Genomic DNA, 24,886 nt, shown 5'->3' with positions numbered 1-24,886 from the left:
TAAGATTTTATTTTCGCCACCCAAAAAAGATTTTTAAGAAAAACAATGCCTAAAATTTCAATCATCTTGCCAACTTTTAATGTAGAAAAATATATAGCCAAAGCTTTAGAAAGTTGTATCAATCAAAGTTTTAAAGATATAGAAATAATTGTAGTGGATGATTGTGGGAGTGATAAAAGTATAGATATAGCTAAAGAATATGCCAAAAAAGATAAAAGGATAAAAATAGTTCACAATGAAAAAAATTTGGGTACTTTTGCAGCAAGAAATAATGGTGTTAAACATTCAAATAGTGAGTATTTGATGTTTTTAGATCCTGATGATTTTTTAGAGCTTGAGGCTTGTGAAAAATTAATACTTTTAATAAATACTTATAAAATATGCCAATTTTCTTTTACTCAGATTAATAATGGAATTAAATTAAAATCAGTATTTAAAGATACACTTAAAAATTTAAAAGAATTTAAAGGAATTTATTGGAATATCTGTACTCTGTTTGTAAAAAAGGATTTTTATTTAAAATCCCTAGAAGAACTTTTTTTGATAGATAAAAAACTCCTTGTAGCCGAAGATATGCTTGCGGTTTTTTTCTTGATAAACAATTTAAAATATGATGAATACTTGCAAGTTGATTTGCATTTGTATAATTATGTAGATCATTCTTTTTCGATTACTAAGCGACGAAAAAATAAAGAGAAATTTCAGGAATGTTTGGATGATTATTTTTATATTTTAAAATATATAAAAGAAAATAAAATTCTTAAAGAAAATTTAAAGTCATATGTTTTGATTTATTTGCAAATTGATATTTTAAAATTTTTATTTAATAATAAAAAAATAAATTATTTTAAATATAAATTATTAAAAAAAATTTATAAATGTAAAATGCTATTTTTAAAACTTAATTTCTCCAAGAAATTTTTTTATTTTTGATGGTATCTAAATAAATTTGATGATTGCTTTCGAGCATTTTTTTGCTATTTTCTTTGTGATAAATATGATAAGCAATAGCTTTAAATTTTAAGCGTCTAAAAATGCCTTTATTAAATAAAAATCTAGCAACAAATTCACTATCTTCTCTACCCCAACCAATAAAATTTTCATTAAAACCATCAAGTTTATCAAAATCAGTTTTAAAAAAACTCATATTGCAACCCCTAATACCTTTAATAAGAGTGGTTTTTTTAAAGATTTTTTCATCTTTTTTTGAAAGACTGTAAAGCATTTTAGCTAAAAAAGAATTTTTAGAACTTTTAAAATCTTTTTTATTAAAAGCTATGCGATAATCATCTTTGTTTAAAATTTCTTCGCTTTCTTTTTCATTTAAAATTACTCTTGAACCTTGTAAAAAAAGTCTTCTTTGTGCAAATTCTAAATGTTCTTTTATGAAATCTTTTTCCAAAATCATATCACCATCAATAATTATTATATATTCACTATCAGCGTTTTTTATAGTTTTGTTGCGACTTTTACTAAGCCTAAACCCTTCATCTTCTTGCCAAATGTGTTTTAAAGGGCAAGGAAAATTTTTTTGATATTCTTCAATAAGCCTTGCTGTATCTTCTTTGCTACCATCATCTGCGATTAAAACTTCATTGGGTAAAAAGGTTAGATTTTTAACACTATCAAGCACTAACTTAAGGCGTTCTTTTTGATTATAGGTTGTTATTATTAAAGCACAAGTTTTTGGCTTTTGCTTTTGAAGTTCATATAATTTCATATATTTAAAAAAAGTCCCTAAGGCATTACAAACGCTAATTATAAAACCCTTATAACTATACAAAAAGCCATTTTTTAAAAAATAATTTCTAAAAAAAGTCCAAAAAGCTCTTAAATTTGCTTTTAAAACACCACTTTTTTTGTGTATATTTTGTTTTGCCCAAAGGCTTGAGTAGTGCTGCATTTTATTAATTAAGTGAGAAATATCTCTAAAAGCATGATGCTTTAATCCATTTTTAAGATGAATTTTTTTAACATTACTTGGTAAAACAAGGCTTTCGTGTACTAAATTATCATTAAAACGAGTGAAATTTTTATTAAAAATTCTTAAAACATAATCAGGCCACCAACCACATGCCTTTATCCATTCGCCTTTATAGAGATTTTTACGACTAAGTGCGATGATATTATCTTCTTGAAGTTCTAAATTTTTAAGCTCTTTAATACACTCATTTTCAAGCACTTCATCAGCATCAATGCTTAAAATCCAATCATTTTTTGCATAACTTAAAGCAAGGTTTTTTAAAGCTCCAAAACCTATAAAAGCACTGTGGTAAATGTGCAAATTAGCAAAATCTTTTTTAAATTCATTAGCTATATTTAGGGTATTATCACTACTTTCATTGTTAAGTAAAATAATTTCATCAAAATCTTTTAAAGAATTTAAACATTCAAGCAAGGTTTGTTTTGCATTTTTTACGATGATAATAACACTTATTTGCTTTAGATTCATTTTGCATCCTTGTAAATTTCCTTATTATAACTTGCAAAGCGTCTATGAAAAAAAAAGTATTCCCAAGGTCTTTTTTTAATCATTTCTTCGCAACTTTGTGCTTGATAAAGTGTCAGTTCTTCTAAGCTTGCATTTTGAGAATCTTTTGCTTTAAAAAACTCTATGCAAAATTTACCATCTTCTTTATAGGCATAAACAGGGATGATCAAAGCATTGCTTCTTTGTGCGATAAGGCTTGCTCCCATTTGATAATTCACTTCTTTGTTAAAAAATTTTAATCTTACGCTTTCGTTTTCTGCGCAGTCTTGATCGGTTAAAATTCCTAAAGTTCTCCCTTTTTTTAGAGCGCTTAGCATTTGTCTTATGCCGCCTTTTTTGTCGATAAGTTCTATGTCAAATTGGGTGCGACTTTGGCTTAAAATTTCATACATAATTTCACTTTTTAACTTTTTCCCTACTATGGCAATCGCACCATATTTAGCCGCATAAGCAAGGCTTAAAATTTCCCAGTTTCCATAGTGTGCAGTTGTGAAGATAATAGGACGCTTTAAAGCTAGAGCGTCTATAAGTAAATTTTCATTGATGAAATTTACTTTATTGAGAATTTTTTCTTTGGTGGTGTTTTGATTTTGCAAACAATCAATTCCAAATTGAGCAAAATTTTCATAAATTTTCAAAGACAATTTATCGCGTTCTTTTTGAGTGTATTGAGGGAAGCAGATTTGCAAATTTGTATCGATGATTTTGCGATGTTTTTTGTTAAGATAAAAAGTGATTCTTGCTACAATTAAAGCTAAAAAATGCAAGATACACTCAGGCATAAAAGTAACAAAAAATTTCAAAATATAATAAAGACTAAGATATATTCTATCACTATTTTTCATTAAGTAAGCCTTTGGCAAGTTTGAAGATATCTTCTTCTTCTATACGCGTGATACAAAAATCACTTTTATCGATATGCTTGGCATTTTGGATTTTTTTACCTGCATCAATGATTTTATTGATATGAGTTTGAAAAGCATTGCGGTAGCTTGGTGTTGCACCAAAAATCGTAATAGATGCCTTATTTAAAGCAAAAGCCAAATGTGTTGGACCACTATCATTTCCTATGATAAGATTCATCATTTTTGTAAAAGCCATTAGCTCTTCAAGGCTGAATTTTGGTGCTAATTCTATATGTGTTTCATCAATACCACTAAGATTTAAAACCTCTTTGGCAAATTCGTATTCTTTTACATTTCCCCAAGCGAGCCAAATTTTTGCTTGTTGAAATTCATTGATTAAAAGTTTGCAAAGTATAGCAAGTTTGGTTTTAGGATAGATTTTATTTTCTACACTTGAACCCACGTGTATGAGTATGTTTTTTTCGTTTTTGTCGAGCTTGAGTTTATTGTTTAAGAATTGTTTTAAATTTTCATCTACGCTAAAAATATCTTGTTTAAAGGCTAAATTTTTGACATTAAAATCAGTATTTAACATAAAGGAGGTAAGACTTAAGTATCTTACAAATACATTTTCATTGTAATCTAACTCAAGTTTTTGGTTGTAGAAATTATGAGCAAAACTTTCTTTAAGACTATTTTTATCAAAACCAAAATTATTTCTACTTAAAATTCGACTTACAATAGCAGATTTTATAAGCCCTTGTAGATCTATTACTGCATTATAGTTGTTTTTTCTTGCTTTAAGAAGAATTTTTAGGCTTTTTAAAATTTTTTTGTCTTTTAAGGGCAGGGCATAGAGTTTGTCTATTAAAGGATGGTTTTTAAGTATGCCTTCAAATTTTTCATCTACAAACCAATGAATTTCTATATCTTTTTTAAAATTTTTGATAAATTGCAAAACCACGGCACTTTGGATAATATCACCAAGTGCTGACAAACGAACAATTGCTATTTTCATTAAAAGCCTAATATTTTAAAATTTTTGCTATGATTTTAGCGAAATTATTTAAAAAAAGGTTAAAAAATGGCAAAAAATGAAGGTTATATTTGTGTTTTTGATTGTGAGAGTGTGCCAGATGTTGAGCTTATCCGCAAAACTTTAGGTTTTGAAGGAAGTGATTTAGAGGTAAGTTTAAAAGCACTTCAGTGGCAAAAAGAACAAAGTGGGAGTGAGTTTTTGCCTTTGCCTTATCATAAAATTATCAGTATTTGTGCGGTTTTAAGTGATAATTTTGGAAAATTTATCAAAGTAAATAAAATTGATGGGCAAAATGAAAAAGAAATGATTGAGAATTTTTTCAATTTTATAGAAAATTATGAGCCAAAATTAGTCAGCTTTAATGGTAAAAATTTCGATATGCCTGTTCTTGTTTTAAGGGCTTTAAAATACAATTTAAAAGCAGCAACTTATTTAGATACTCAAAGCGATAAATGGAATAATTATAAAACAAGATTTTCAGAATTAAAACATTGTGATTTATTAGAATCCTTAGGATCTAATGGGCGTGGAATAAAGCTTGATACACTTTGCTCTATGGTGGGTTTGCCAGGAAAATATGATGTGCATGGCGATGAGGTGATGAAACTTTTTTATGAAAATGAACTTGAAAAAATTCACGAATATTGTGAAAGTGATGTTTTAAACACCTATATGCTTTTTTTAAAATATGAACTTATTAAAGCTAATGTTAGTGAAGAAGATTATGTTGATTTTCTTTCTTATATGAGAGATTTTTTGCGTGAAAAAAAATCAGATCGTTCCTATACAGAAGTTTTTGCAAAAGCTTGTGAGAGTGAAATTTCAAAAGTTCAATCTTAAGTATTTAAGAAAATATATTAAAATTTATTTTTGACATTTTTTAAAAAAAGGAATGATGATGAAAATTCTTATTAGCGGTGGTGCAGGTTATATAGGTTCTCATACTTTAAGACAATTTTTAAAAACAGATCATGAAATTTGTGTTTTAGATAATCTTTCTAAGGGTTCTAAAATCGCAATAGAAGATTTGCAAAAAATAAGAGCTTTTAAATTTTTCGAACAAGATTTAAGTGATTTTCAAGGCGTAAAAGCATTGTTTGAGAGAGAAAAATTTGACGCTATTGTGCATTTTGCAGCAAGCATTGAAGTTTTTGAAAGTATGCAAAATCCTTTAAAATATTATATGAACAACACTGTTAATACGACAAATCTCATCGAAACTTGTTTGCAAACTGGAGTAAATAAATTTATATTTTCTTCAACGGCAGCCACTTATGGCGAACCACAAACTCCTGTTGTGAGCGAAACAAGCCCTTTGGCACCTATTAATCCTTATGGGCGTAGTAAGCTTATGAGTGAAGAGGTTTTGCGTGATGCAAGTATGGCAAATCCTGAATTTAAGCATTGTATTTTAAGATATTTTAATGTTGCAGGTGCTTGTATGGATTATACTTTAGGACAACGCTATCCAAAAGCAACATTACTCATAAAAGTTGCAGCTGAATGTGCCGCAGGAAAACGTGATAAACTTTTCATATTTGGCGATGATTATGATACAAAAGATGGTACTTGCATAAGAGATTTTATCCATGTAGATGATATTTCAAGTGCGCATTTAGCGACTTTGGATTATTTACAAGAGAATGAAAGTAATGTTTTTAATGTAGGTTATGGGCATGGTTTTAGTGTCAAAGAAGTGATTGAAGCGATGAAAAAAGTTAGTGGAGTGGATTTTAAAGTAGAACTTGCCCCACGCCGTGCAGGTGATCCTAGTGTGTTGATTTCTGATGCAAGTAAAATCAGAAATCTTACTTCTTGGCAGCCTAAATATGATGATTTAGAGCTTATTTGCAAATCTACTTTTGATTGGGAAAAACAGTGTTAAAAAAACTTTTTTTTATTTTAAGTAAGGAAGATAAAAATTTTTTATTTTTTTTGCTTGTTTTTTCAGTATTTGTTTCTTTTATAGAAACTTTTGCGATTTCTTTGGTAATGCCTTTTATCACTTTGGCCAGTGATTTTTCTTATTTTGATCGTAATAAATATTTAATCAGCTTAAAAGAATATCTTAATATCCCTGTTTTTGAAATCATTGTTTATTTTGGGGTGGGGCTTATTGTTTTTTATGTGTTTAGAGCTTTGTTAAATGCGTATTATTTTCATCTTTTAGCAAGATTTTCTAAAGGGCGTTATCATGTGATCGCTTATAAGGTTTTTTCTAAATTTTTAAATATTAATTATGAAAAATTTACTCAAAAAAATCAATCTGAAATTTTAAAGTCCATTACAGGGGAGGTTTATAATCTAAGCACTATGATTTCATCATTTTTGCTTTTGATGAGTGAAATTTTTGTAGTGCTTTTGCTTTATGCTTTAATGCTTTTGATTAATTATAAAATCACTTTATTTTTAAGTATTTTTATGGTGTTAAATGCCTTTATTTTAGTGAAAATTTTAAGCCCTATCATTAAAAAAGCAGGAGTAAGACGCGAAGAAGCGATGAAAAATTTCTTTGAAATTTTAAATACAAATTTAAATAATTTCAAATTTATTAAGCTTAAAACCAAAGAAGATGGAGTATTAAGTCTTTTTAAAGCGCAAAGTGAAGCTTTTTCTAAAGCAAATATTACCAACGAAAGTGTAGCTGCGGTGCCTAGAATTTATCTTGAAGGAATAGGTTTTTGTGTACTTGTTTTTATCGTGGTATTTTTGGTGTTGAAAAATGAAAGTGATATTTCAGGTATTTTATCCACGATTTCTATTTTTGTTTTAGCACTTTATCGCTTAATGCCAAGTGCAAATCGTATTATTACAAGTTATCATGATTTGCTTTATTATCATTCTTCTTTGGATATTATTTATCAAAATTTAAGACAAGAAGAAGAAAATTTGGGCGAGGAAAAATTAAGCTTTAATCAAGAGCTTAAAATTTACAACCTTAGCTTTGGTTATGAGGGAAAAAAATATTTATTTAAAAATCTTAACTTAAACATTAAAAAAGGCGAAAAAATCGCTTTTATAGGGGAGAGTGGTTGCGGAAAAAGTACCTTAGTAGATCTTATCATAGGACTTTTAAAACCAAAAGAAGGGCAAATTTTAATTGATAAGCAAGAATTAAATGCAAATAATACAAAAAATTATCGCCAAAAAATAGGCTATATCCCGCAAAATATCTATCTTTTTAATGACAGTATAGCTAAAAATATCACTTTTGGAGATGCGGTTGATGAAGAAAAACTTAATAGGGTTATCAAACAAGCAAATTTAGAGCATTTTATAAAAAATTTATCTCAAGGAGTGCAAACAAAAGTGGGTGATGGGGGGAGTAATTTAAGCGGGGGACAAAAACAACGCATAGCTATAGCAAGAGCTTTATATTTAGAGCCTGAAATTTTAGTGCTTGATGAAGCAACTTCTGCTCTTGATACTCAAAGTGAAGCAAAAATCATGGATGAAATTTATAAAATTTCTAAAGATAAAACCATGATTATTATCGCACATCGCCTTTCTACGATAACGCAATGTGATAAGGTTTATCGTTTAGAACACGGTAAGCTTAAAGAGGAGAAATGATGAAAATAAGCTTTATTATCGCAACTTTAAATTCAGGAGGCGCTGAGCGTGTTTTAGTAACCTTAGTTAATGCACTTTGCAAAGAGCATGAAGTAAGTATTATTAAATTTCATGCAGGAGAATCTTTTTATAAGCTTGAAAATGAAGTTAAAGTTACAAGTTTAGAACAATTTAGATTTGATACGCTTTATCATAAAATCGCAAGTCGTTTTAAGAAATTTTTTGCTTTAAGAAAGGCTTTGAAAGAAAGTAAGGCTGATGTTTTTATTTCTTTTTTGGATACGACTAATATTGCTTGTATTGCTGCGAAAATAGGGTTTAAAACTCCACTCATTATAAGTGAGCATAGCAATGAAGCGTATTTAAAACCTAAAATTTGGCGTTTTTTAAGAAGGGTAAGCTATCCTTTTTGTGATGCTTTAAGTGTGCTTGGAAGCAGTGATAAGGTGTATTATGAAAGATTTGTAAAAAGGGTTAGGCTTTTATTAAACCCTTGTCATTTTAGCGATGAAATTCCTTTTGATTCTAGTTTTGAAAAGGAAAATTTGGTTCTTTTTATAGGGCGTTTAGATCACAACAAAAACCCTGCAATGTTTTTAAAAGCTATAGCGCATTTGGATAAAAATTTGCAAGAAAATTATAAATTTGTTATAGCAGGAGATGGAGAGTTAAGGCAAGAACTTGAATACAAGGTAAAATCTTTAGGAATAAAAGTTGATTTTTTAGGACGAGTTGAAAATGTCAAGACTCTTTATGAAAAAGCAAAAGTGCTTTGTCTTTGTTCTTTTGTAGAGGGTTTGCCAACGGTTTTAATTGAAAGTTTGTATTTTGAGGTTTGTAGAATTTCAAGTTCTTATTATAATGGTGCTAAGGATTTAATCAAAGATAATCATGATGGGCTTTTGATAGGTTGTGATGATGAAATAGCACTTGCTAAAAAACTTGAACTTGTTTTAAATAATGAAAATTTTAGAAAAGAACTTGTAAATAATGCCAAACAAAGGTGTAAAGACTTTGAAATTTCTCATATCAAAGAAGAATGGCTTAAGCTTATAGCTGAGGTTAAAAATGCCTAAACTTTCTGTTATAGTACCAACTTTTAATCGTCAAGTTTTACTAGAAAAGGCTATTAAAAGCATACAAAATCAAGATTTTAAAGATTTAGAAATTATTGTAAGCGATGATAATTCTAGCGATGATACTAAAAGTGTGGTGCAAAATTTACAAAAAGATGATGATCGCATTAAGTATTTTTTAAATCAAAATTACAAACAAGGCCCAAATGGCAATAAAAATAATGGCTTAGATCAAGCAAGTGGCGAGTTTGTAACTTTTTTAGATGATGATGATGAGCTTTTATCTGGGGCTTTAAGTACCTTGATGCAAAAAGCAAATGAGGGTTATGCTCATGTTTTTGGAAATTGTTTGATAGAAAAAGAAGGAAATTTAAGCAAGGAATTTAGCGGTAAGGGCTTGGAAAAAGATAGTGAAATTTCTAAAAAAGATTTTTTAATGGTTAAATTTAGCGGAGAGTTTTTTTCTGTTTTTAAAAAATCTCTACTTGAAAACCAGCGTTTTAATGAAGAATTTTATGGCAATGAAGCCACGCTTTGGGTAAATTTATACAAGGAAAAAAGTTTTTATATCCATAAGGCTTTTAGGATTTATAGGATTTTTAGGCAAGATAGCGTGACTTTAGGGGCGAGTAAAAATGCTCATAGGGTATATTTGGGATATTTAGAGCTTGCTAAAATTTTAGAAAATGAACTTAGAATGAGTAAGGATAAAGATTATAAAAAAACTTGTGCGAGTTATTATAAAATGGCAGCTTATTATGCAAAACTTGCAAAAAATTATAAAGCTCTTTATAAGTGTTTGTTTAAAAGCTTGAGTATAAAAATCAACGCTCCTGCTTTGATATTACTCATTTTAAGTATAATTCCAAATAATATGATTGAAAAATTATCAAAAATTCGGGTGGCTTTATGCAAAAATTAGGCATTTTTATTTATTCTTTAGGAAGTGGTGGTGCTGAAAGAGTTGTGGCGACTTTATTGCCTATTTTAAGTTTGAAATTTGAAGTGCATTTGATCTTGATGAATGATAAAATTTCTTATGAAATTCCAGAGTGTCAAATTCATTTTTTAGAATGTTCAAAACCTAGTGAAAATCCTATTTTGAAATTTTTAAAACTACCTTTTTTGGCTTTAAAATATAAAAAACTTTGCAGAAATTTGGGCATTGATACAGAATTTGTTTTTTTAAATCGACCTAATTATATAGCCTTAATGGCAAGAATGTTTGGAAACAAAACTCGCCTTGTGATCAATGAATGCACTACGCCAAGTGTGATGTATGTAAAAAATAATTTTAATTCTTTGGCAAATAAATTTTTAATTTCTTTGCTTTACCCAAAAGCTGATTTAATCTTGCCTAATTCTAAAGGAAATTTAGAAGATTTAGTGCAAAATTTTAGTATAAATCCAAAAAAATGTGAAATTTTATACAATGCCATCGATTTAGAAAACATAGGGCAAAAAGCCCTTGAAGACATAGCTTTAAAAGATAAATTTATTTTAAGTGTAGGCAGGCTTGATAAAGGTAAAAATCATGCTTTATTAATTCGTGCTTATGCGAGATTGAAAACAGGTTTAAAGCTTGTGATTTTAGGTGAAGGTGTGCTTAAAGATGAGCTTTTAGCTTTGATTAAAGAATTAAATTTGGAAGAAAAGGTTTTGCTTTTAGGATTTGATAATAATCCTTATAAATACATGGCTAAATGCGAATTTTTTGCTTTTGCTTCTGTGTTTGAAGGTTTTTCAAATGTTTTAATCGAAAGTTTGGCTTGTTCTTGTGCGGTGGTTTGCACTGATCATAAAAGTGGTGCAAGAGAGCTTTTTGGCGATGATGAATTTGGACTTTTGGTAGAAGTAGATAATGAAAACTCTATGTTTCAGGGTTTAAAAACTATGCTTGAAGACGATAAATTAAGAAAAGCGTATAAAAACAAAGCTAAAACTAGGGCTAAAGCCTTTGATAAAGTAAAAATTGCACGCGATGCTTTGAAATATTTATTAGGATAAAAGATGTTGAAAAAAGAGTATTTAAAAAACCCTTATTTAGTTTTGTTTGCGATGATTATATTAGCTTATGTTTTTAGTGTATTGTGTAGATTTTACTGGATTTGGTGGGCAAGTGAGTTTAATGAGTATTTTTTCAATAATCAATTAATGATCATTTCAAACGATGGCTATGCCTTTGCTGAGGGCGCAAGAGATATGATAGCAGGTTTTCATCAGCCTAATGATTTGAGTTATTATGGATCTTCTTTATCTACGCTTACTTATTGGCTTTATAAAATCACACCTTTTTCTTTTGAAAGTATCATTTTATATATGAGTACTTTTTTATCTTCTTTGGTGGTGATTCCTATTATTTTACTAGCTAATGAATACAAACGTCCTTTAATGGGCTTTGTAGCTGCTCTTTTAGCAAGTGTAGCAAACAGTTATTATAATCGCACTATGAGTGGGTATTATGATACGGATATGCTGGTAATTGTTTTACCTATGTTTATTTTATTTTTTATGGTAAGAATGATTTTAAAAAAAGACTTTTTTTCATTGATTGCCTTGCCATTATTTATAGGGATTTATCTTTGGTGGTATCCTTCAAGTTATACTTTAAATGTAGCTTTAATTGGACTTTTTTTAATTTATACACTTATTTTTCATAGAAAAGAAAAGATTTTTTATATAGCTGTGATTTTGTCTTCTCTTACTCTTTCAAATATAGCATGGTTTTATCAAAGTGCCATTATAGTAATACTTTTTGCTTTATTTGCTTTAGAGCAAAAACGCTTAAATTTTATGATTATAGGAATTTTAGGTAGTGCAACTTTGATATTTTTGATTTTAAGCGGTGGGGTTGATCCCATACTTTATCAGCTTAAATTTTATATTTTTAGAAATGATGAAAGTGCGAATTTAACACAGGGCTTTATGTATTTTAATGTTAATCAAACCATACAAGAAGTTGAAAATGTAGATTTTAGCGAATTTATGCGAAGAATTAGTGGTAGTGAAATTGTTTTCTTGTTTTCTTTGTTTGGTTTTGTATGGCTTTTGAGAAAACATAAAAGTATGATTATGGCTTTACCTATATTGGTGCTTGGGTTTTTAGCCTTAAAAGGGGGGCTTAGATTTACCATTTATTCTGTACCTGTAATGGCTTTAGGATTTGGTTTTTTATTGAGCGAGTTTAAGGCTATATTGGTTAAAAAATATAGCCAATTAACTTCAAATGTTTGTATTGTTTTTGCAACTATTTTGACTTTAGCTCCAGTATTTATCCATATTTACAACTATAAAGCGCCAACAGTTTTTTCTCAAAATGAAGCATCATTATTAAATCAATTAAAAAATATAGCCAATAGAGAAGATTATGTGGTAACTTGGTGGGATTATGGTTATCCTGTGCGTTATTATAGCGATGTGAAAACTTTAGTAGATGGTGGAAAGCATTTAGGTAAGGATAATTTTTTCCCTTCTTTTGCTTTAAGCAAAGATGAACAAGCTGCGGCTAATATGGCAAGACTTAGTGTAGAATATACAGAAAAAAGCTTTTATGCTCCGCAAAATGATATTTTAAAATCAGACATTTTACAAGCCATGATGAAAGATTATAATCAAAGCAATGTGGATTTATTTCTAGCTTCATTATCAAAACCTGATTTTAAAATCGATACACCAAAAACTCGTGATATTTATCTTTATATGCCCGCTAGAATGTCTTTGATTTTTTCTACGGTGGCTAGTTTTTCTTTTATTAATTTAGATACAGGAGTTTTGGATAAACCTTTTACCTTTAGCACAGCTTATCCACTTGATGTTAAAAATGGAGAAATTTATCTTAGCAACGGAGTGGTTTTAAGCGATGATTTTAGAAGTTTTAAAATAGGTGATAATGTGGTTTCTGTAAATAGTATCGTAGAGATTAATTCTATTAAACAAGGTGAATACAAAATCACTCCAATTGACGATAAGGCTCAGTTTTATATTTTTTATTTAAAGGATAGTGCTATTCCTTACGCACAATTTATTTTAATGGATAAAACCATGTTTAATAGTGCTTATGTGCAAATGTTTTTTTTAGGAAATTATGATAAGAATTTATTTGACTTGGTGATTAATTCTAGAGATGCTAAGGTTTTTAAACTTAAAATTTAAGGGTTGAAAATGAGAATAGGATTTTTATCACATGCAGGAGCAAGTATTTATCATTTTAGAATGCCTATTATAAAAGCATTAAAAGATAGAAAAGATGAAGTTTTTGTTATAGTGCCACAAGATGAATACACGCAAAAACTTAGAGAACTTGGTTTACAAGTAATTGTTTATGAGTTTTCAAGAGCTAGTTTAAATCCTTTTGTGGTTTTAAAGAATTTTTTTTATCTTGCTAAGGTTTTGAAAAATTTAAATCTTGATCTTATTCAAAGTGCAGCACATAAAAGCAATACCTTTGGAATTTTAGCAGCAAAATGGGCAAAAATTCCTTATCGTTTTGCTTTGGTAGAAGGCTTAGGATCTTTTTATATAGATCAAGGTTTTAAGGCAAATTTAGTGCGTTTTGTTATTAATAATCTTTATAAATTAAGTTTTAAATTTGCACACCAGTTTATTTTTGTCAATGAAAGTAATGCTGAGTTTATGCGGAATTTAGGACTTAAAGAAAATAAAATTTGCGTGATAAAATCTGTAGGGATCAATTTAAAAAAATTTTTTCCTATTTATATAGAATCGGAAAAAAAAGAGCTTTTTTGGAAAAATTTAAACATAGATAAAAAACCCATTGTACTTATGATAGCAAGAGCTTTATGGCATAAAGGTGTAAAAGAATTTTATGAAAGTGCTACTATGCTAAAAGACAAAGCAAAATTTGTTTTAGTTGGTGGAAGAGATGAAAATCCTTCTTGTGCGAGTTTGGAGTTTTTAAACTCTGGCGCAGTGCATTATTTGGGTGCTAGAAGTGATATCGTAGAACTTTTGCAAAATTGTGATATTTTTGTTTTGCCAAGCTATAAAGAAGGCTTTCCTGTAAGTGTTTTGGAGGCAAAAGCTTGTGGTAAGGCTATAGTGGTGAGCGATTGTGAAGGTTGTGTAGAGGCTATTTCTAATGCTTATGATGGACTTTGGGCAAAAACAAAAAATGCTAAGGATTTAAGCGAAAAAATTTCACTTTTATTAGAAGATGAAAAATTAAGATTAAATTTAGCTAAAAATGCCGCCCAAGATGCTTTGCAATACGATGAAAATAATATCGCACAGCGTTATTTAAAACTTTATGATAGGGTAATTAAGAATGTATGAAAAAGTTTTTAAAAGAATTTTTGATTTTATTTTAGCTTTAGTGTTTTTAGTACTCTTTTCTCCGGTGATTTTAATCACTGCTTTACTTTTAAAAATCACTCAAGGAAGTGTGATTTTTACCCAAAATCGCCCCGGGTTAGATGAAAAAATTTTTAAAATTTATAAATTTAAAACCATGAGCGATGAAAGAGATGAAAAGGGTGAGTTATTAAGCGATGAGCTTCGCTTAAAAGCTTTTGGAAAAATTGTTAGAAGCTTAAGCTTGGATGAGCTTTTACAACTTTTTAATGTCTTAAAAGGGGATATGAGTTTTGTGGGACCTAGACCTCTTTTAGTAGAGTATTTATCCTTTTATAATGAAGAGCAAAAATTGCGTCATAAAGTGCGTCCAGGTATAACAGGGTGGGCGCAGGTAAATGGTAGAAATGCTATTTCTTGGCAGAAAAAATTCGAACTTGATGTGTATTATGTGAAAAATATTTCTTTTTTGCTTGATTTAAAAATCATGTTTTTAACAGCTTTAAAGGTTTTAAAACGAAGCGGGGTAAGCAAAGAAGGCCATGTTACAACAGAGAAATTTAATGGCAAGAACTGAAAAAATTTATATTTATGGTGCTAGTGGTCATGGACTTGTTTGTGAAGATGTGGCTAAAAATATGGGTTATAAAGAATGTATTTTTTTAGATGATTTTAAAGGAATGAAATTTGAAAGTACCTTACCTAAATATGATTTTTTTATAGCCATAGGAAACAATGAAATTCGAAAAAAGATTTATCAAAAAATTTCAGAAAATGGCTTTAAAATTGTCAATCTTATCCATAAAAGTGCACTTATAAGTCCTAGCGCAATCGTGGAAGAAAGTGCAGGAATTTTAATCATGCCTTATGTAGTGATTAACGCTAAAGCTAAAATAGAAAAAGGTGTGATTTTAAATACTTCAAGCGTAATTGAGCATGAATGTGTGATAGGGGAATTTTCTCATGTGAGTGTGGGAGCTAAATGTGCGGGTAACGTAAAAATTGGTAAAAATTGTTTTTTAGGGATTAATTCTTGTGTTTTGCCTAATTTAAGTTTGGCAGATGATAGTATTTTAGGTGGTGGAGCAACTTTAGTTAAAAATCAAGATGAAAAAGGTGTTTTTGTGGGAGTACCTGCAAAAAGAAAAATATGAAATGATTATAAAAAGATTTTTGTTTGATTCTTTGTAAATTTTTTTAGGTAAAATAGAGTCAATTTATAAAAATTTTGTTTTACACAAAGGATAAATCATGAGATTTTTTCTTTCTCCTCCGCATATGGGTGGTAATGAATTAAAATACATAGAAGAAGTTTTCAAAAGCAATTATATAGCACCTTTGGGTGAATTTGTAAATCGCTTTGAACAAAGTGTCAAGGCTTACAGTAAAAGTGAAAATGCCTTAGCTTTAAATTCAGCCACAGCGGCTTTGCATTTAGCTTTAAGGGTGGCAGGGGTAAAACAAGATGATATTGTTTTGGCTTCTTCTTTTACTTTTATCGCTTCAGTAGCACCTATTTGTTATCTTAAAGCAAAACCTGTATTTATAGATTGTGATGAAACTTATAATATCGATGTAGATTTATTAAAGCTTGCTATTAAAGAATGTGAAAAAAAACCAAAAGCATTGATTTTAACTCATCTTTATGGCAATGCGGCTAAAATGGATGAAATTGTTGAAATTTGCAAAGAAAATGAAATTGTTTTAATCGAAGATGCTGCTGAAGCTTTAGGAAGTTTTTATAAGAATAAAGCTTTAGGAACTTTTGGAGAATTTGGAGCTTATTCTTATAATGGCAATAAAATTATCACCACTTCAGGTGGAGGTATGCTTATAGGAAAAAATAAAGAAAAGATTGAAAAAGCAAGATTTTATAGCACTCAAGCTAGGGAAAATTGTTTGCATTATGAACATTTAGATTATGGTTATAATTACCGCTTAAGCAATGTTTTAGGAGCTATTGGCGTAGCACAAATGGAGGTTTTAGAACAAAGAGTGCTTAAAAAAAGAGAAATTTATGAGTGGTATAAAGAATTTTTAGGAGAGTGTTTTAGCTTTTTAGATGAATTAGAAAATTCAAGAAGCAATCGCTGGTTAAGTACAGCTTTGATTGATTTTGATAAAAATGAACTTAATTCTTGTCAAAAAGATATAAATATCAGTCAAAAAAATATTACTTTGCATCCAAAAATTTCAAAACTCATAGAAGATTTGAAAAATGAACAAATAGAAACAAGACCATTATGGAAAGCTATGCACGCTCAAGAAGTATTTAAAGGAGCTAAGGCTTATCTTAATGGCAATAGTGAGTTATTTTTCCAAAAAGGAATTTGTTTGCCAAGTGGCACGGCGATGAGTAAAGATGATGTTTATGAAATTTCAAAACTGATCTTAAAGAGCATAAAGGCTTAAAATGATTTTTTATAAAAGCAAAAGATTAGCATTTTTTTTAACTTCAGATATTGTTTTAATTTTACTTAGCGTTTATCTGGCTTTTTCTTTGAGATTTAGTGGAGATATTCCGAGTATTTTTTATCATGGTATGATGGTTTCTGCTATTATTTTGCTTGTTTTAAAACTTTCATTTTTGTTTGTTTTTAGAATTTATAAAGTAGCTTGGAGATTTTTTTCTCTCAATGAAGCAAGAAAGATTTTTATCGCTTTGCTTTTAGCTGAGTTTTGTTTTTTTCTTATTTTTTATTTTTTTAGTGATTTTTTTAATCCTTTTCCAAGAAGTGCTATTGTGATAGATTTTGTTCTTTCTTATATGTTTATAGGTACTTTAAGAATTAGCAAAAGAATGCTTGTGGATTTTAAACCTTCTAGAATGAAAGAAGAAGAAACTCCTTGTATTGTAGTAGGGGCAACTTCTAAGGCTTTGCATTTGTTAAAAGGTGCAAAAGAAGGTTCTTTAGGGCTTTTTCCTGTAGGCGTAGTTGATGCGAGAAAAGAGCTTATAGGGACTTATTGTGATAAATTTATTGTAGAAGAAAAAGAAAAAATAAAATCTTATGTAGAACAAGGGGTAAAAACTGCCATTATTGCTTTAAGACTTGAGCAAGAAGAGCTTAAAAAACTTTTTGAAGAACTTGTAGCTTATGGTATTTGCGATGTAAAAATATTTTCTTTTACAAGAAACGAAGCAAGAGATATCAGTATAGAAGACTTGCTTGCTAGAAAACCAAAAGATTTAGATGATAGTGCTGTGGCGGCTTTTTTAAAAGACAAGGTAGTTTTGGTAAGTGGAGCAGGTGGAACTATAGGCAGTGAACTTTGTAAGCAATGTATTAAATTTGGTGCTAAGCATCTTATTATGGTTGATCATAGTGAGTATAATCTTTATAAGATCAATGATGATTTAAATTTATATAAAGAAAAAATTACTCCTATTTTACTGAGTATTTTAGATAAGCAAAGTTTAGATGAGGTATTAAAAACTTATAAACCTGAGCTTATTTTACATGCAGCCGCTTATAAACATGTGCCTCTTTGTGAACAAAATCCACATTCAGCAGTAATCAATAATATTTTAGGAACTAAAATTTTATGCGACAGTGCTAAAGAAAATAAAGTAGCTAAATTTGTGATGATAAGTACAGATAAAGCAGTGCGACCAACAAATATTATGGGTTGCACTAAAAGAGTTTGTGAGCTTTATACTTTAAGTATGAGTGATGAAAATTTTGAAGTTGCTTGTGTGCGTTTTGGTAATGTTTTAGGTTCTAGTGGTAGTGTGATACCGAAATTTAAAGCACAAATTGCCAATAATGAGCCTTTAACTTTAACGCACCCTGATATAGTGCGTTATTTTATGCTTGTGGCTGAGGCAGTGCAACTTGTTTTACAAGCTGGAGCTATCGCAAAAGGGGGAGAACTTTTTGTTTTGGATATGGGTAAGCCTGTGAAAATCATAGATTTAGCTAAAAAAATGCTTTTACTTTCTAATCGCAATGATTTAGAAATTAAAATCACAGGCTTAAGAAAAGGTGAGAAGCTTTATGAAGAGCTTTTGATTGATGAAAATGATGCTAAAACGCAATATGAGAGTATTTTTGTAGCAAAGAATGAGAAGGTTGATCTTGATTGGCTTAATAAAGAGATAGAAAATTTACAAATATGTGAAGATATTTCAGAGGCTTTATTAAAGATTGTACCTGAATTTAAACACAATAAAGAAGGTGTATAATGTATATAAAAGATATACAAAGATTTGAAGATAATCGCTATCGTGCTAGAGCTTATATGAGTTATATTTTAACAAGAAATCTGCCCAATAAACTTCCTGATATTCACCTTGAAACGATTAAAACAGCTTTGGATAAAATAGCTCATGAAGTTGTTGTTTTTGATGCTTTGTATATTTTAGATATTTCAGGCATGCAAATAGAAAATGCGATTTCCTTAAATAAAGCTCATGAAATAGGGCAGGGTGAGGATAGAAGTACTCGTTCTTATTTTTATAGAGCTGTAAAATTAAGACGATGTGTTTTAAGCGATCCTTATCCTTCGGTTTTAAATAATGAGCTTTGCGTGACAGCTTCTATGCCAATTTACGATGATAAAAATAACTTGCTTTTTGTTGTTTGTATTGATATCAAGCTTGAAGATATTTTAAAGATTATTCAAGCAGGAAAATTTGAGTTTGTTTTTACTCAATTTAGTCGTTCGGTATATTTTTGCTTCGCACTGGTTTTATTTGTGATTACTTGTTTTTTATTTCAAAAAGGTTTTTTTAGTCTTTTTGATAATCAAGCTATAGGTATAGAACATATGTTTGAAAGTACCATCGCTATAACTTTGGCTTTAGCTATTTTTGATTTGGCAAAAACTTTGATCGAACAAGAAGTATTAGGAAGGACAAAAAAAGAAGAAGGTGGAATTCAAAAAACTATGGTGAGATTTTTGGGTTCTATTATCATTGCTTTAGCTATAGAAGCTTTGATGTTGGTATTTAAACTTGCTATTGGTGATCTTTCTCAGATGATTTATGCGATTTATCTTATCGGTGGAGTGAGCTTGCTTCTTTTAGGTTTAAGTGTATATTTATTTACGGTTAAGTATAAAAATAATAATATTTGAGTAAAAATTTAAGTAAAAGATGATATAATGCTGTTTTTTAAAATTTTTTAGCTTGATTAATAAGGCTAAAAAGGGTAAAATAAAACTATAAAAACTTTGAAAGGACGAAATTGTGAAATTGTTAGTTGTTGATGACAGTTCTACTATGAGAAGGATTATTAAAAATACCCTAACAAGACTTGGACACGATGATGTTTTAGAAGCTGAGCATGGCGTTGAAGCTTGGGATTTATTAACTAAAAATGAAGATGTAAAAGTTTTAATTACAGATTGGAATATGCCAGAAATGAATGGCTTGGAGTTGGTAAAAAAAGTAAGAGCAGAGAAAAAATATGAAGATATGCCTATCATCATGGTTACAACTGAGGGCGGAAAAGCTGAAGTGATTACTGCTTTAAAAGCTGGCGTAAATAACTATATTGTAAAACCTTTTACTCCACAAGTTTTAAAGGAAAAACTTGAAGATGTTTTAGGAACAGGAAGTGGAGAAGGTGCAGCTGAGTAAAGGCTGATTTTTAAAATTCTAAATGCAAAAAAAATATTATGAATTGTTCTTTATTGTAGAAGAGCGGTATAAAAATTTATTTCTTGATTTTGCTTTTGATTTAGGTATAGAAGCCATAGAAGAGAAAGATAATGGTGTTTACATTAGATCCCATGAGAGTTTAGAAGAGTTTTCATGGGCACTTGAAATATTTGCTCAAAAACTTACAACTACTTTCAATTTAAACCATAAAATTATTTCTAATTTAAGTCTTGTAGAGAAAGAAAACAAGGACTGGATACAAGAATATAAAAAAGGCATAAAACCTATCTTAGTGGATAATGTTTACATCCATACAACTTGGCAAGAAGAAAAGAAGAATTGTATAAATATAAAGATTAATCCAGCCTTAGCCTTTGGCTCAGGACATCACGAAAGCACATATTCTTGTGTAAAATTTTTACAAAAATTTTCTAAAAGTAAATTAAGAGCTTTAGATCTTGGTTGTGGTAGTGGAATTTTGGGTATTATTATGGCAAAGTTTGGTTGTAATGTTGAAATTTGTGATACTGATGAGTTGGCTATTGATAGTTCTTTAGAAAATGCAAGATTAAATGGTGTCGATTTTCACAAGGCTTGGTGTGGATCTATAGATAAAGCAAATGGTTTATATAATCTAATTGTTGCAAATATCATTGCAGATGTGATTTTAATTTTAGAAAAAGATATTAAAAACCATTTAGAAGATAATGCTATACTTATTTTGTCAGGAATTTTAGATAAATATTCAACAAGAATTAAAGAAAAATTTCAAGATTTGGAACTCATTGATGAAATACAAATCAATGAGTGGTGTAGTTTTGTATATAAAAATAATAAAAAAGGATAAGTAATGAATAATAATACCCAAAATAATAAGGGTAATCCGCAGGGTAATAATTTTTTTAACAAAAATCCCATTTTTATTTTTGCGATTTTTGCAATTGTAATGATAATTATTTTTAAGGGATTTTTTGATGGCAATGGTTCTTTTGGCGGGGCATTGAATGGCAATGAAGTAAATAAAAATGTCCCTTATTCTGAGTTAAAAAAGCTTATTGAAAGTGGACAAATCAATCAAGTTAGTATAGGACAAACAACAATCAAAGCGATTTCAAGCTCTCACAATACTGTTTATACAGCAAAAAAAGTTAATGATCCTGAGCTTGTGAGTTTACTAGATAGTAAAAATATCGCTTATGGTGCGTATTCTGAAACAAATTGGTTTACGGATATACTTTTTTCATGGGTTTTGCCAGTATTTATTTTCTTTGGTATTTGGATGTTTTTGGCAAGTCGTATGCAAAAAAATATGGGAAGTTCTATATTGGGTATAGGAAGTTCTAAGAAGCTTGTAAATTCAGAAAAACCTAAAGTAAAATTTAGCGATGTAGCTGGTGTTGAAGAAGCTAAAGAAGAAGTAAAAGAAATTGTAGATTTTTTAAAGTATCCTGAAAGATATATTAAATTGGGAGCTAAAATTCCAAAAGGGCTTTTACTTGTTGGGCCTCCAGGTACAGGAAAAACTTTGCTTGCAAAAGCAGTTGCAGGTGAAGCTGATGTGCCGTTTTTTAGTGTTTCAGGTTCGTCTTTTATAGAAATGTTTGTGGGTGTAGGTGCTTCTCGTGTGAGAGATTTATTTGAAAATGCAAAAAAAGAAGCTCCTGCTATTGTTTTTATAGATGAAATAGATGCTATTGGTAAAAGTCGTGCAGCAAGTGGCATGATGGGTGGAAACGATGAAAGAGAGCAAACTTTAAATCAGCTTTTGGCTGAAATGGATGGCTTTGGGACAGAAAGTTCCCCAGTCATTGTTTTAGCAGCAACAAATCGCCCAGAAGTTTTAGATGCAGCGCTTTTAAGACCAGGAAGGTTTGATAGACAAGTTTTAGTTGATAAACCTGATTTTAAAGGTAGGTGTGATATTTTAAAAGTGCACATGAAAGATGTCAAAATCTCCCCAAAAGTTAAAGTAGAAGATATAGCACGCTTAACCGCAGGGCTTGCAGGAGCTGATCTTGCAAATATTATTAATGAAGCAGCGCTTTTAGCGGGTAGGGATTCTAAAAAATATGTAGAACAAAATGATTTAGTTGAAGCTGTTGAAAGAGCTATAGCAGGGCTTGAGAAGAAATCACGTCGTATTAATGAAAAAGAAAAGAAAATTGTTACTTATCATGAATGCGGTCATGCTTTGATTGCTGAAACTACCAAAGGCGCAAAACGTGTAAGTAAGGTTTCTGTGATTCCGCGTGGTCTTGCGGCTTTAGGTTATACTTTAAATACTCCTGAGGAAAATAAATTTTTAATGCAAAAACATGAACTTATCGCTGAAGTAGATGTACTTTTGGGTGGTCGTGCAGCTGAAGAAGTGTTTATAGGTGAAATTTCAACGGGTGCAAGTAATGATTTAGAAAGAGCAACCGATATCATAAAAGCTATGATTTCTATGTATGGTATGAGTGAAATTGCAGGACTTATGGTACTTGAAAAACAAAGAAATACTTTCTTAAGTGGTGGACAAACTATCAAAGATTATTCTGAAAAGATGGCAGAATCTTTAGATGATTATGTAAAGAAAACCTTGGATGAACGCTATAAAGATGTTAAAGATACTTTAAATACTTATAAGGGAGCGATTGAGACTATGGTTGCAGCCCTTTATGAAGAAGAAACTATTGAAGGTAATAAAGTGCGCGAGATTATTAAAGAGTTTGAGGATCAAAATAGTCTACCAACTCGTTTACAAGAACTCGAAGAAGTTAAAACTGAAGTTAAAATAGAAGAATGAAAGATTTTATTGCAAAAGATGGATATTTAAGTCTTATTATTTTAAGCTTAATTTTTATTTTTGTGTGGATTTTTTATTCTTTTTCCATCTTGCTATTAGTATTAATTGTAATTTGTATTTTTCTTTTTAGAGCGCCCAAAAGAGAACTTGTTTGTAGTGATGAAAAAGCTATTTTTGCACCTATGGATGGTAGGGTTACTAAAATAGAAAATATTCATCATAAAGATTTGGGTGAATGTGTTGAAATTACTATTAAAAATGCTCTTTATGATGCTGGGAATTTTAATACACCTTTTGCAATGTCTATAATAGATATTCGTTTACGACATGGGCTTTTTTTGTGCAGTGAATTAAAATCTGTAAAAATGATGAATGAAAGAGCTTTTATTTTGGCAAAAGTTAAAGAGAATAAAACGATAGCCTTGCGAATCTATGCAGGTTCTTTTGATAGAAAATTAAAGCTTGATAATATTTCTCATGATTTAAAAGCAGGAGATAGAATGGGTTTTTTAATTAATGGCTCTATAAGTTTACTTTTACCAAAAGATACTAGAATTCATATAGGCTTAAATGATGAAATTAAAGCAGGTTCATTGCTAGGCTATTTTGCGTAAGGAAAAATAATGAATAACAGACCGCAACTAATTTATATTTTACCCAATCTTTTTACAGCTGCTTCAGCTTTTTTAGGGGTTATTTCTATTATAGCTTCAATACATGGAAATTATTATACAGCTTTGATTTATATTATTTTATCTTTGATTTGCGATGGGCTTGATGGCCGTGTTGCAAGACTTACAAATTCTACTTCAAAATTTGGGGTAGAATTTGATTCTTTGGCTGATCTAGTAGCTTTTGGAGTTGCTCCAGCGGTTCTTTTTTATATGGCTATAGGTTATGATTTTGGAAAACTTGGATCTTTGATTACAGCTTTTTTTGTGGTTTTTGGAGCTATTCGTTTGGCGAGATTTAATGTTACCACAGGCACTTATGAACCCTCCGTTTTTATAGGTCTTCCTATACCTACGGCAGCAGTTGTGAGTGCTATATGGACTTATGCGTTTATCAGTTATGATTTTTTAAAGCCTTATGGCGTAGTTTTTTTGGTGCTTCAAGCAATTTTAGGGCTTTTAATGGTAAGTAATATACGTTATCCTAGTTTTAAAAAGCTTGATTTTAATCGTTCTAGTGTTTTAAAAGTTTTGATTATTTTAATTATAATATTTTCATTTTTATATCTTTACCCTCTTGAAAGTTTAGTAATTTTAGCAAGCTTGTATGTGCTTTATGGCATTATTCGGGTTTTATATACCATTATCGTTTCAAAATTTAAGATAAGAAATCAAGAGTAAAATTTTTCAATGACTTCGCATTCTTCTTGAGTGAAGCCAGCTTTGATTCTTGCTTGAATGTTAAGTTTTTTTCCCGCAAGAGAGAATTGTTTAAACGTTTTGCAAAGCTCAATAAAATCATACCTGTTTTGATTTGCAAATTCCCACCAAGTATCTCCTTTTTTAACGTGTTTTATTTCATCATTAAGTATAATTTCAAGATATTCCATTAGAAGATTTTTAATGGAATGATTGGAACTTTGAAGTTTTTGAACAACAAAGGGGTTGGCATCAAGCCCTTTAGCTTCTAAACCTCTATGAACTACTCCCATTCTAAAGCTTAAAGAGTCTTTTGTAGCTTCTAGAGCAGATTCTAAATTATCATGCACTGGAAAATTTCCATATTTGTAACCAAGTTCTTTAAGTGCTGAATTTAAAAGTTTGAAATGTTTAATTTCCTCATCTGCTACCTCCAGCCAATCGTAATAAAATTGCAAAGGTAGATTTTTAAAGCGATAACTCGCATCTAAAGCTAGGTTAATTGCATTAAATTCTATATGAGCGACTGAATGAATTATTTTAGCAAGCGCATGAGTTGAATTGACAAATTTAGGCCTTCTTATGCGCGTAGGATGAAGTAGGGTAATTTGTTGCGATGTATTTTTTTTGAAAATGCTTTGATGCTCGTGATTAAAAATAAATTTGTGGCTTTTAAAGTCTTCATAAAAATTTTGAAAAGAGTGAAATTTTATAGTTATATTTTTTTCATATAAAATATCTTGAAGTTCTTGAAAAAATTCTTTTTGCATTTAAAACTTTCTTGAAAAT

Annotated in this window: 23 protein-coding genes; 19 read left to right on the top strand and 4 right to left on the bottom strand. The window is 29.7% G+C overall.

The window, feature by feature from the left end:
- Positions 1 to 45: 45 nt before the first annotated feature.
- On the top strand, positions 46 to 933 hold the full coding sequence (locus AJ882_RS04005; protein ID WP_011049886.1) for a glycosyltransferase family 2 protein: 888 nt from the start codon (positions 46 to 48) through the stop codon (positions 931 to 933).
- Here AJ882_RS04005 and AJ882_RS04000 read toward each other — a convergent pair.
- Genes AJ882_RS04000 through waaC form a run of 3 tightly spaced genes read right to left on the bottom strand, consistent with a single transcriptional unit; the run spans position 902 to position 4,354 of the window.
- A complete protein-coding gene (locus AJ882_RS04000) occupies positions 902 to 2,452 on the bottom strand; it encodes a glycosyltransferase family 2 protein (RefSeq protein ID WP_002867216.1) in 1,551 nt (516 codons plus the stop codon). The genes AJ882_RS04005 and AJ882_RS04000 overlap by 32 nt on opposite strands.
- Positions 2,449 to 3,336: a lipid A biosynthesis lauroyl acyltransferase HtrB gene (gene htrB, locus AJ882_RS03995; protein ID WP_002867215.1), complete on the bottom strand. Its 888-nt coding sequence runs from the start codon at positions 3,334 to 3,336 to the stop codon at positions 2,449 to 2,451. The genes AJ882_RS04000 and htrB overlap by 4 nt, the downstream gene beginning before the upstream one ends.
- A complete protein-coding gene (gene waaC, locus AJ882_RS03990; protein WP_011049885.1) occupies positions 3,326 to 4,354 on the bottom strand; it encodes a lipopolysaccharide heptosyltransferase I in 1,029 nt (342 codons plus the stop codon). Before waaC ends, htrB begins: the two co-directional genes overlap by 11 nt.
- Before the next feature lie 66 nt (positions 4,355 to 4,420).
- Between waaC and AJ882_RS03985 the strand changes: the two genes are divergently transcribed.
- The 18 genes from AJ882_RS03985 (at position 4,421) to pssA (ending at position 24,079) form a co-directional block, all read left to right on the top strand.
- Positions 4,421 to 5,215 (top strand): 3'-5' exonuclease, encoded by a 795-nt coding sequence (locus AJ882_RS03985; RefSeq protein WP_002860221.1) that lies wholly within the window; start codon positions 4,421 to 4,423, stop codon positions 5,213 to 5,215.
- Positions 5,216 to 5,273: 58 nt separating this feature from the next.
- The gene (galE, locus tag AJ882_RS03980) at positions 5,274 to 6,260 is read left to right on the top strand and encodes a UDP-glucose 4-epimerase GalE (RefSeq protein ID WP_070279670.1); all 987 of its coding nucleotides are present in this window, start codon (positions 5,274 to 5,276) and stop codon (positions 6,258 to 6,260) included.
- Entirely contained in the window at positions 6,254 to 7,948 is a 1,695-nt protein-coding gene (pglK, locus tag AJ882_RS03975; RefSeq protein ID WP_002867213.1) for an ABC-type lipopolysaccharide transporter PglK, read from the top strand. Before galE ends, pglK begins: the two co-directional genes overlap by 7 nt.
- On the top strand, positions 7,945 to 9,024 hold the full coding sequence (pglH, locus tag AJ882_RS03970; protein ID WP_002859237.1) for a GalNAc-alpha-(1->4)-GalNAc-alpha-(1->3)-diNAcBac-PP-undecaprenol alpha-1,4-N-acetyl-D-galactosaminyltransferase: 1,080 nt from the start codon (positions 7,945 to 7,947) through the stop codon (positions 9,022 to 9,024). The genes pglK and pglH overlap by 4 nt, the downstream gene beginning before the upstream one ends.
- Complete coding sequence (gene pglI, locus AJ882_RS03965) at positions 9,017 to 9,946, top strand: GalNAc(5)-diNAcBac-PP-undecaprenol beta-1,3-glucosyltransferase (RefSeq protein WP_002867212.1); 930 nt, start codon at positions 9,017 to 9,019, stop codon at positions 9,944 to 9,946. The genes pglH and pglI overlap by 8 nt, the downstream gene beginning before the upstream one ends.
- Entirely contained in the window at positions 9,934 to 11,031 is a 1,098-nt protein-coding gene (pglJ, locus tag AJ882_RS03960; protein ID WP_002867211.1) for an N-acetylgalactosamine-N,N'-diacetylbacillosaminyl-diphospho-undecaprenol 4-alpha-N-acetylgalactosaminyltransferase, read from the top strand. Before pglI ends, pglJ begins: the two co-directional genes overlap by 13 nt.
- A 3-nt stretch (positions 11,032 to 11,034) precedes the next feature.
- Positions 11,035 to 13,176, top strand: a complete 2,142-nt coding sequence (gene pglB, locus AJ882_RS03955) for an undecaprenyl-diphosphooligosaccharide--protein glycotransferase (protein WP_011049884.1) — start codon at positions 11,035 to 11,037, stop codon at positions 13,174 to 13,176.
- Between the two features lie 9 nt (positions 13,177 to 13,185).
- Complete coding sequence (pglA, locus tag AJ882_RS03950) at positions 13,186 to 14,316, top strand: N,N'-diacetylbacillosaminyl-diphospho-undecaprenol alpha-1,3-N-acetylgalactosaminyltransferase (protein WP_014517263.1); 1,131 nt, start codon at positions 13,186 to 13,188, stop codon at positions 14,314 to 14,316.
- A complete protein-coding gene (gene pglC, locus AJ882_RS03945) occupies positions 14,309 to 14,911 on the top strand; it encodes an undecaprenyl phosphate N,N'-diacetylbacillosamine 1-phosphate transferase (protein ID WP_002867208.1) in 603 nt (200 codons plus the stop codon). Before pglA ends, pglC begins: the two co-directional genes overlap by 8 nt.
- Positions 14,898 to 15,488, top strand: coding sequence for a UDP-N-acetylbacillosamine N-acetyltransferase (gene pglD / locus AJ882_RS03940; protein WP_004308598.1), 591 nt, complete (start codon positions 14,898 to 14,900; stop codon positions 15,486 to 15,488). The genes pglC and pglD overlap by 14 nt, the downstream gene beginning before the upstream one ends.
- Before the next feature lie 97 nt (positions 15,489 to 15,585).
- Positions 15,586 to 16,746 (top strand): UDP-N-acetylbacillosamine transaminase, encoded by a 1,161-nt coding sequence (gene pglE, locus AJ882_RS03935; RefSeq protein WP_002852877.1) that lies wholly within the window; start codon positions 15,586 to 15,588, stop codon positions 16,744 to 16,746.
- 1 nt (position 16,747) lies between these two features.
- Positions 16,748 to 18,520, top strand: coding sequence for a UDP-N-acetylglucosamine 4,6-dehydratase (configuration-retaining) (pglF, locus tag AJ882_RS03930; RefSeq protein ID WP_002858054.1), 1,773 nt, complete (start codon positions 16,748 to 16,750; stop codon positions 18,518 to 18,520).
- Positions 18,520 to 19,413: a PDC sensor domain-containing protein gene (locus AJ882_RS03925; RefSeq protein WP_002856519.1), complete on the top strand. Its 894-nt coding sequence runs from the start codon at positions 18,520 to 18,522 to the stop codon at positions 19,411 to 19,413. The genes pglF and AJ882_RS03925 overlap by 1 nt, the downstream gene beginning before the upstream one ends.
- 112 nt (positions 19,414 to 19,525) lie before the next feature.
- A complete protein-coding gene (locus AJ882_RS03920) occupies positions 19,526 to 19,918 on the top strand; it encodes a chemotaxis response regulator CheY (protein ID WP_002866134.1) in 393 nt (130 codons plus the stop codon).
- A gap of 22 nt (positions 19,919 to 19,940) precedes the next feature.
- Complete coding sequence (locus AJ882_RS03915; RefSeq protein WP_002867206.1) at positions 19,941 to 20,786, top strand: 50S ribosomal protein L11 methyltransferase; 846 nt, start codon at positions 19,941 to 19,943, stop codon at positions 20,784 to 20,786.
- A gap of 3 nt (positions 20,787 to 20,789) precedes the next feature.
- The gene (gene ftsH / locus AJ882_RS03910) at positions 20,790 to 22,727 is read left to right on the top strand and encodes an ATP-dependent zinc metalloprotease FtsH (protein WP_002867205.1); all 1,938 of its coding nucleotides are present in this window, start codon (positions 20,790 to 20,792) and stop codon (positions 22,725 to 22,727) included.
- Positions 22,724 to 23,341 (top strand): phosphatidylserine decarboxylase, encoded by a 618-nt coding sequence (locus AJ882_RS03905; RefSeq protein ID WP_002867204.1) that lies wholly within the window; start codon positions 22,724 to 22,726, stop codon positions 23,339 to 23,341. The genes ftsH and AJ882_RS03905 overlap by 4 nt, the downstream gene beginning before the upstream one ends.
- A 9-nt stretch (positions 23,342 to 23,350) precedes the next feature.
- Entirely contained in the window at positions 23,351 to 24,079 is a 729-nt protein-coding gene (pssA, locus tag AJ882_RS03900; protein WP_002859122.1) for a CDP-diacylglycerol--serine O-phosphatidyltransferase, read from the top strand.
- Here pssA and AJ882_RS03895 read toward each other — a convergent pair.
- The gene (locus AJ882_RS03895) at positions 24,070 to 24,867 is read right to left on the bottom strand and encodes a ferritin-like domain-containing protein (protein ID WP_002867203.1); all 798 of its coding nucleotides are present in this window, start codon (positions 24,865 to 24,867) and stop codon (positions 24,070 to 24,072) included. The genes pssA and AJ882_RS03895 overlap by 10 nt on opposite strands.
- Between the last annotated feature and the right edge of the window lie 19 nt (positions 24,868 to 24,886).

The sequence above is a fragment of the Campylobacter sp. BCW_6461 genome (assembly GCF_001762735.1).
In the GTDB taxonomy this organism is placed as follows: domain Bacteria; phylum Campylobacterota; class Campylobacteria; order Campylobacterales; family Campylobacteraceae; genus Campylobacter_D; species Campylobacter_D jejuni.
Note: the sequence above shows the minus strand (reverse complement) of the source record. Positions and strands in the feature narration are given on the sequence as shown.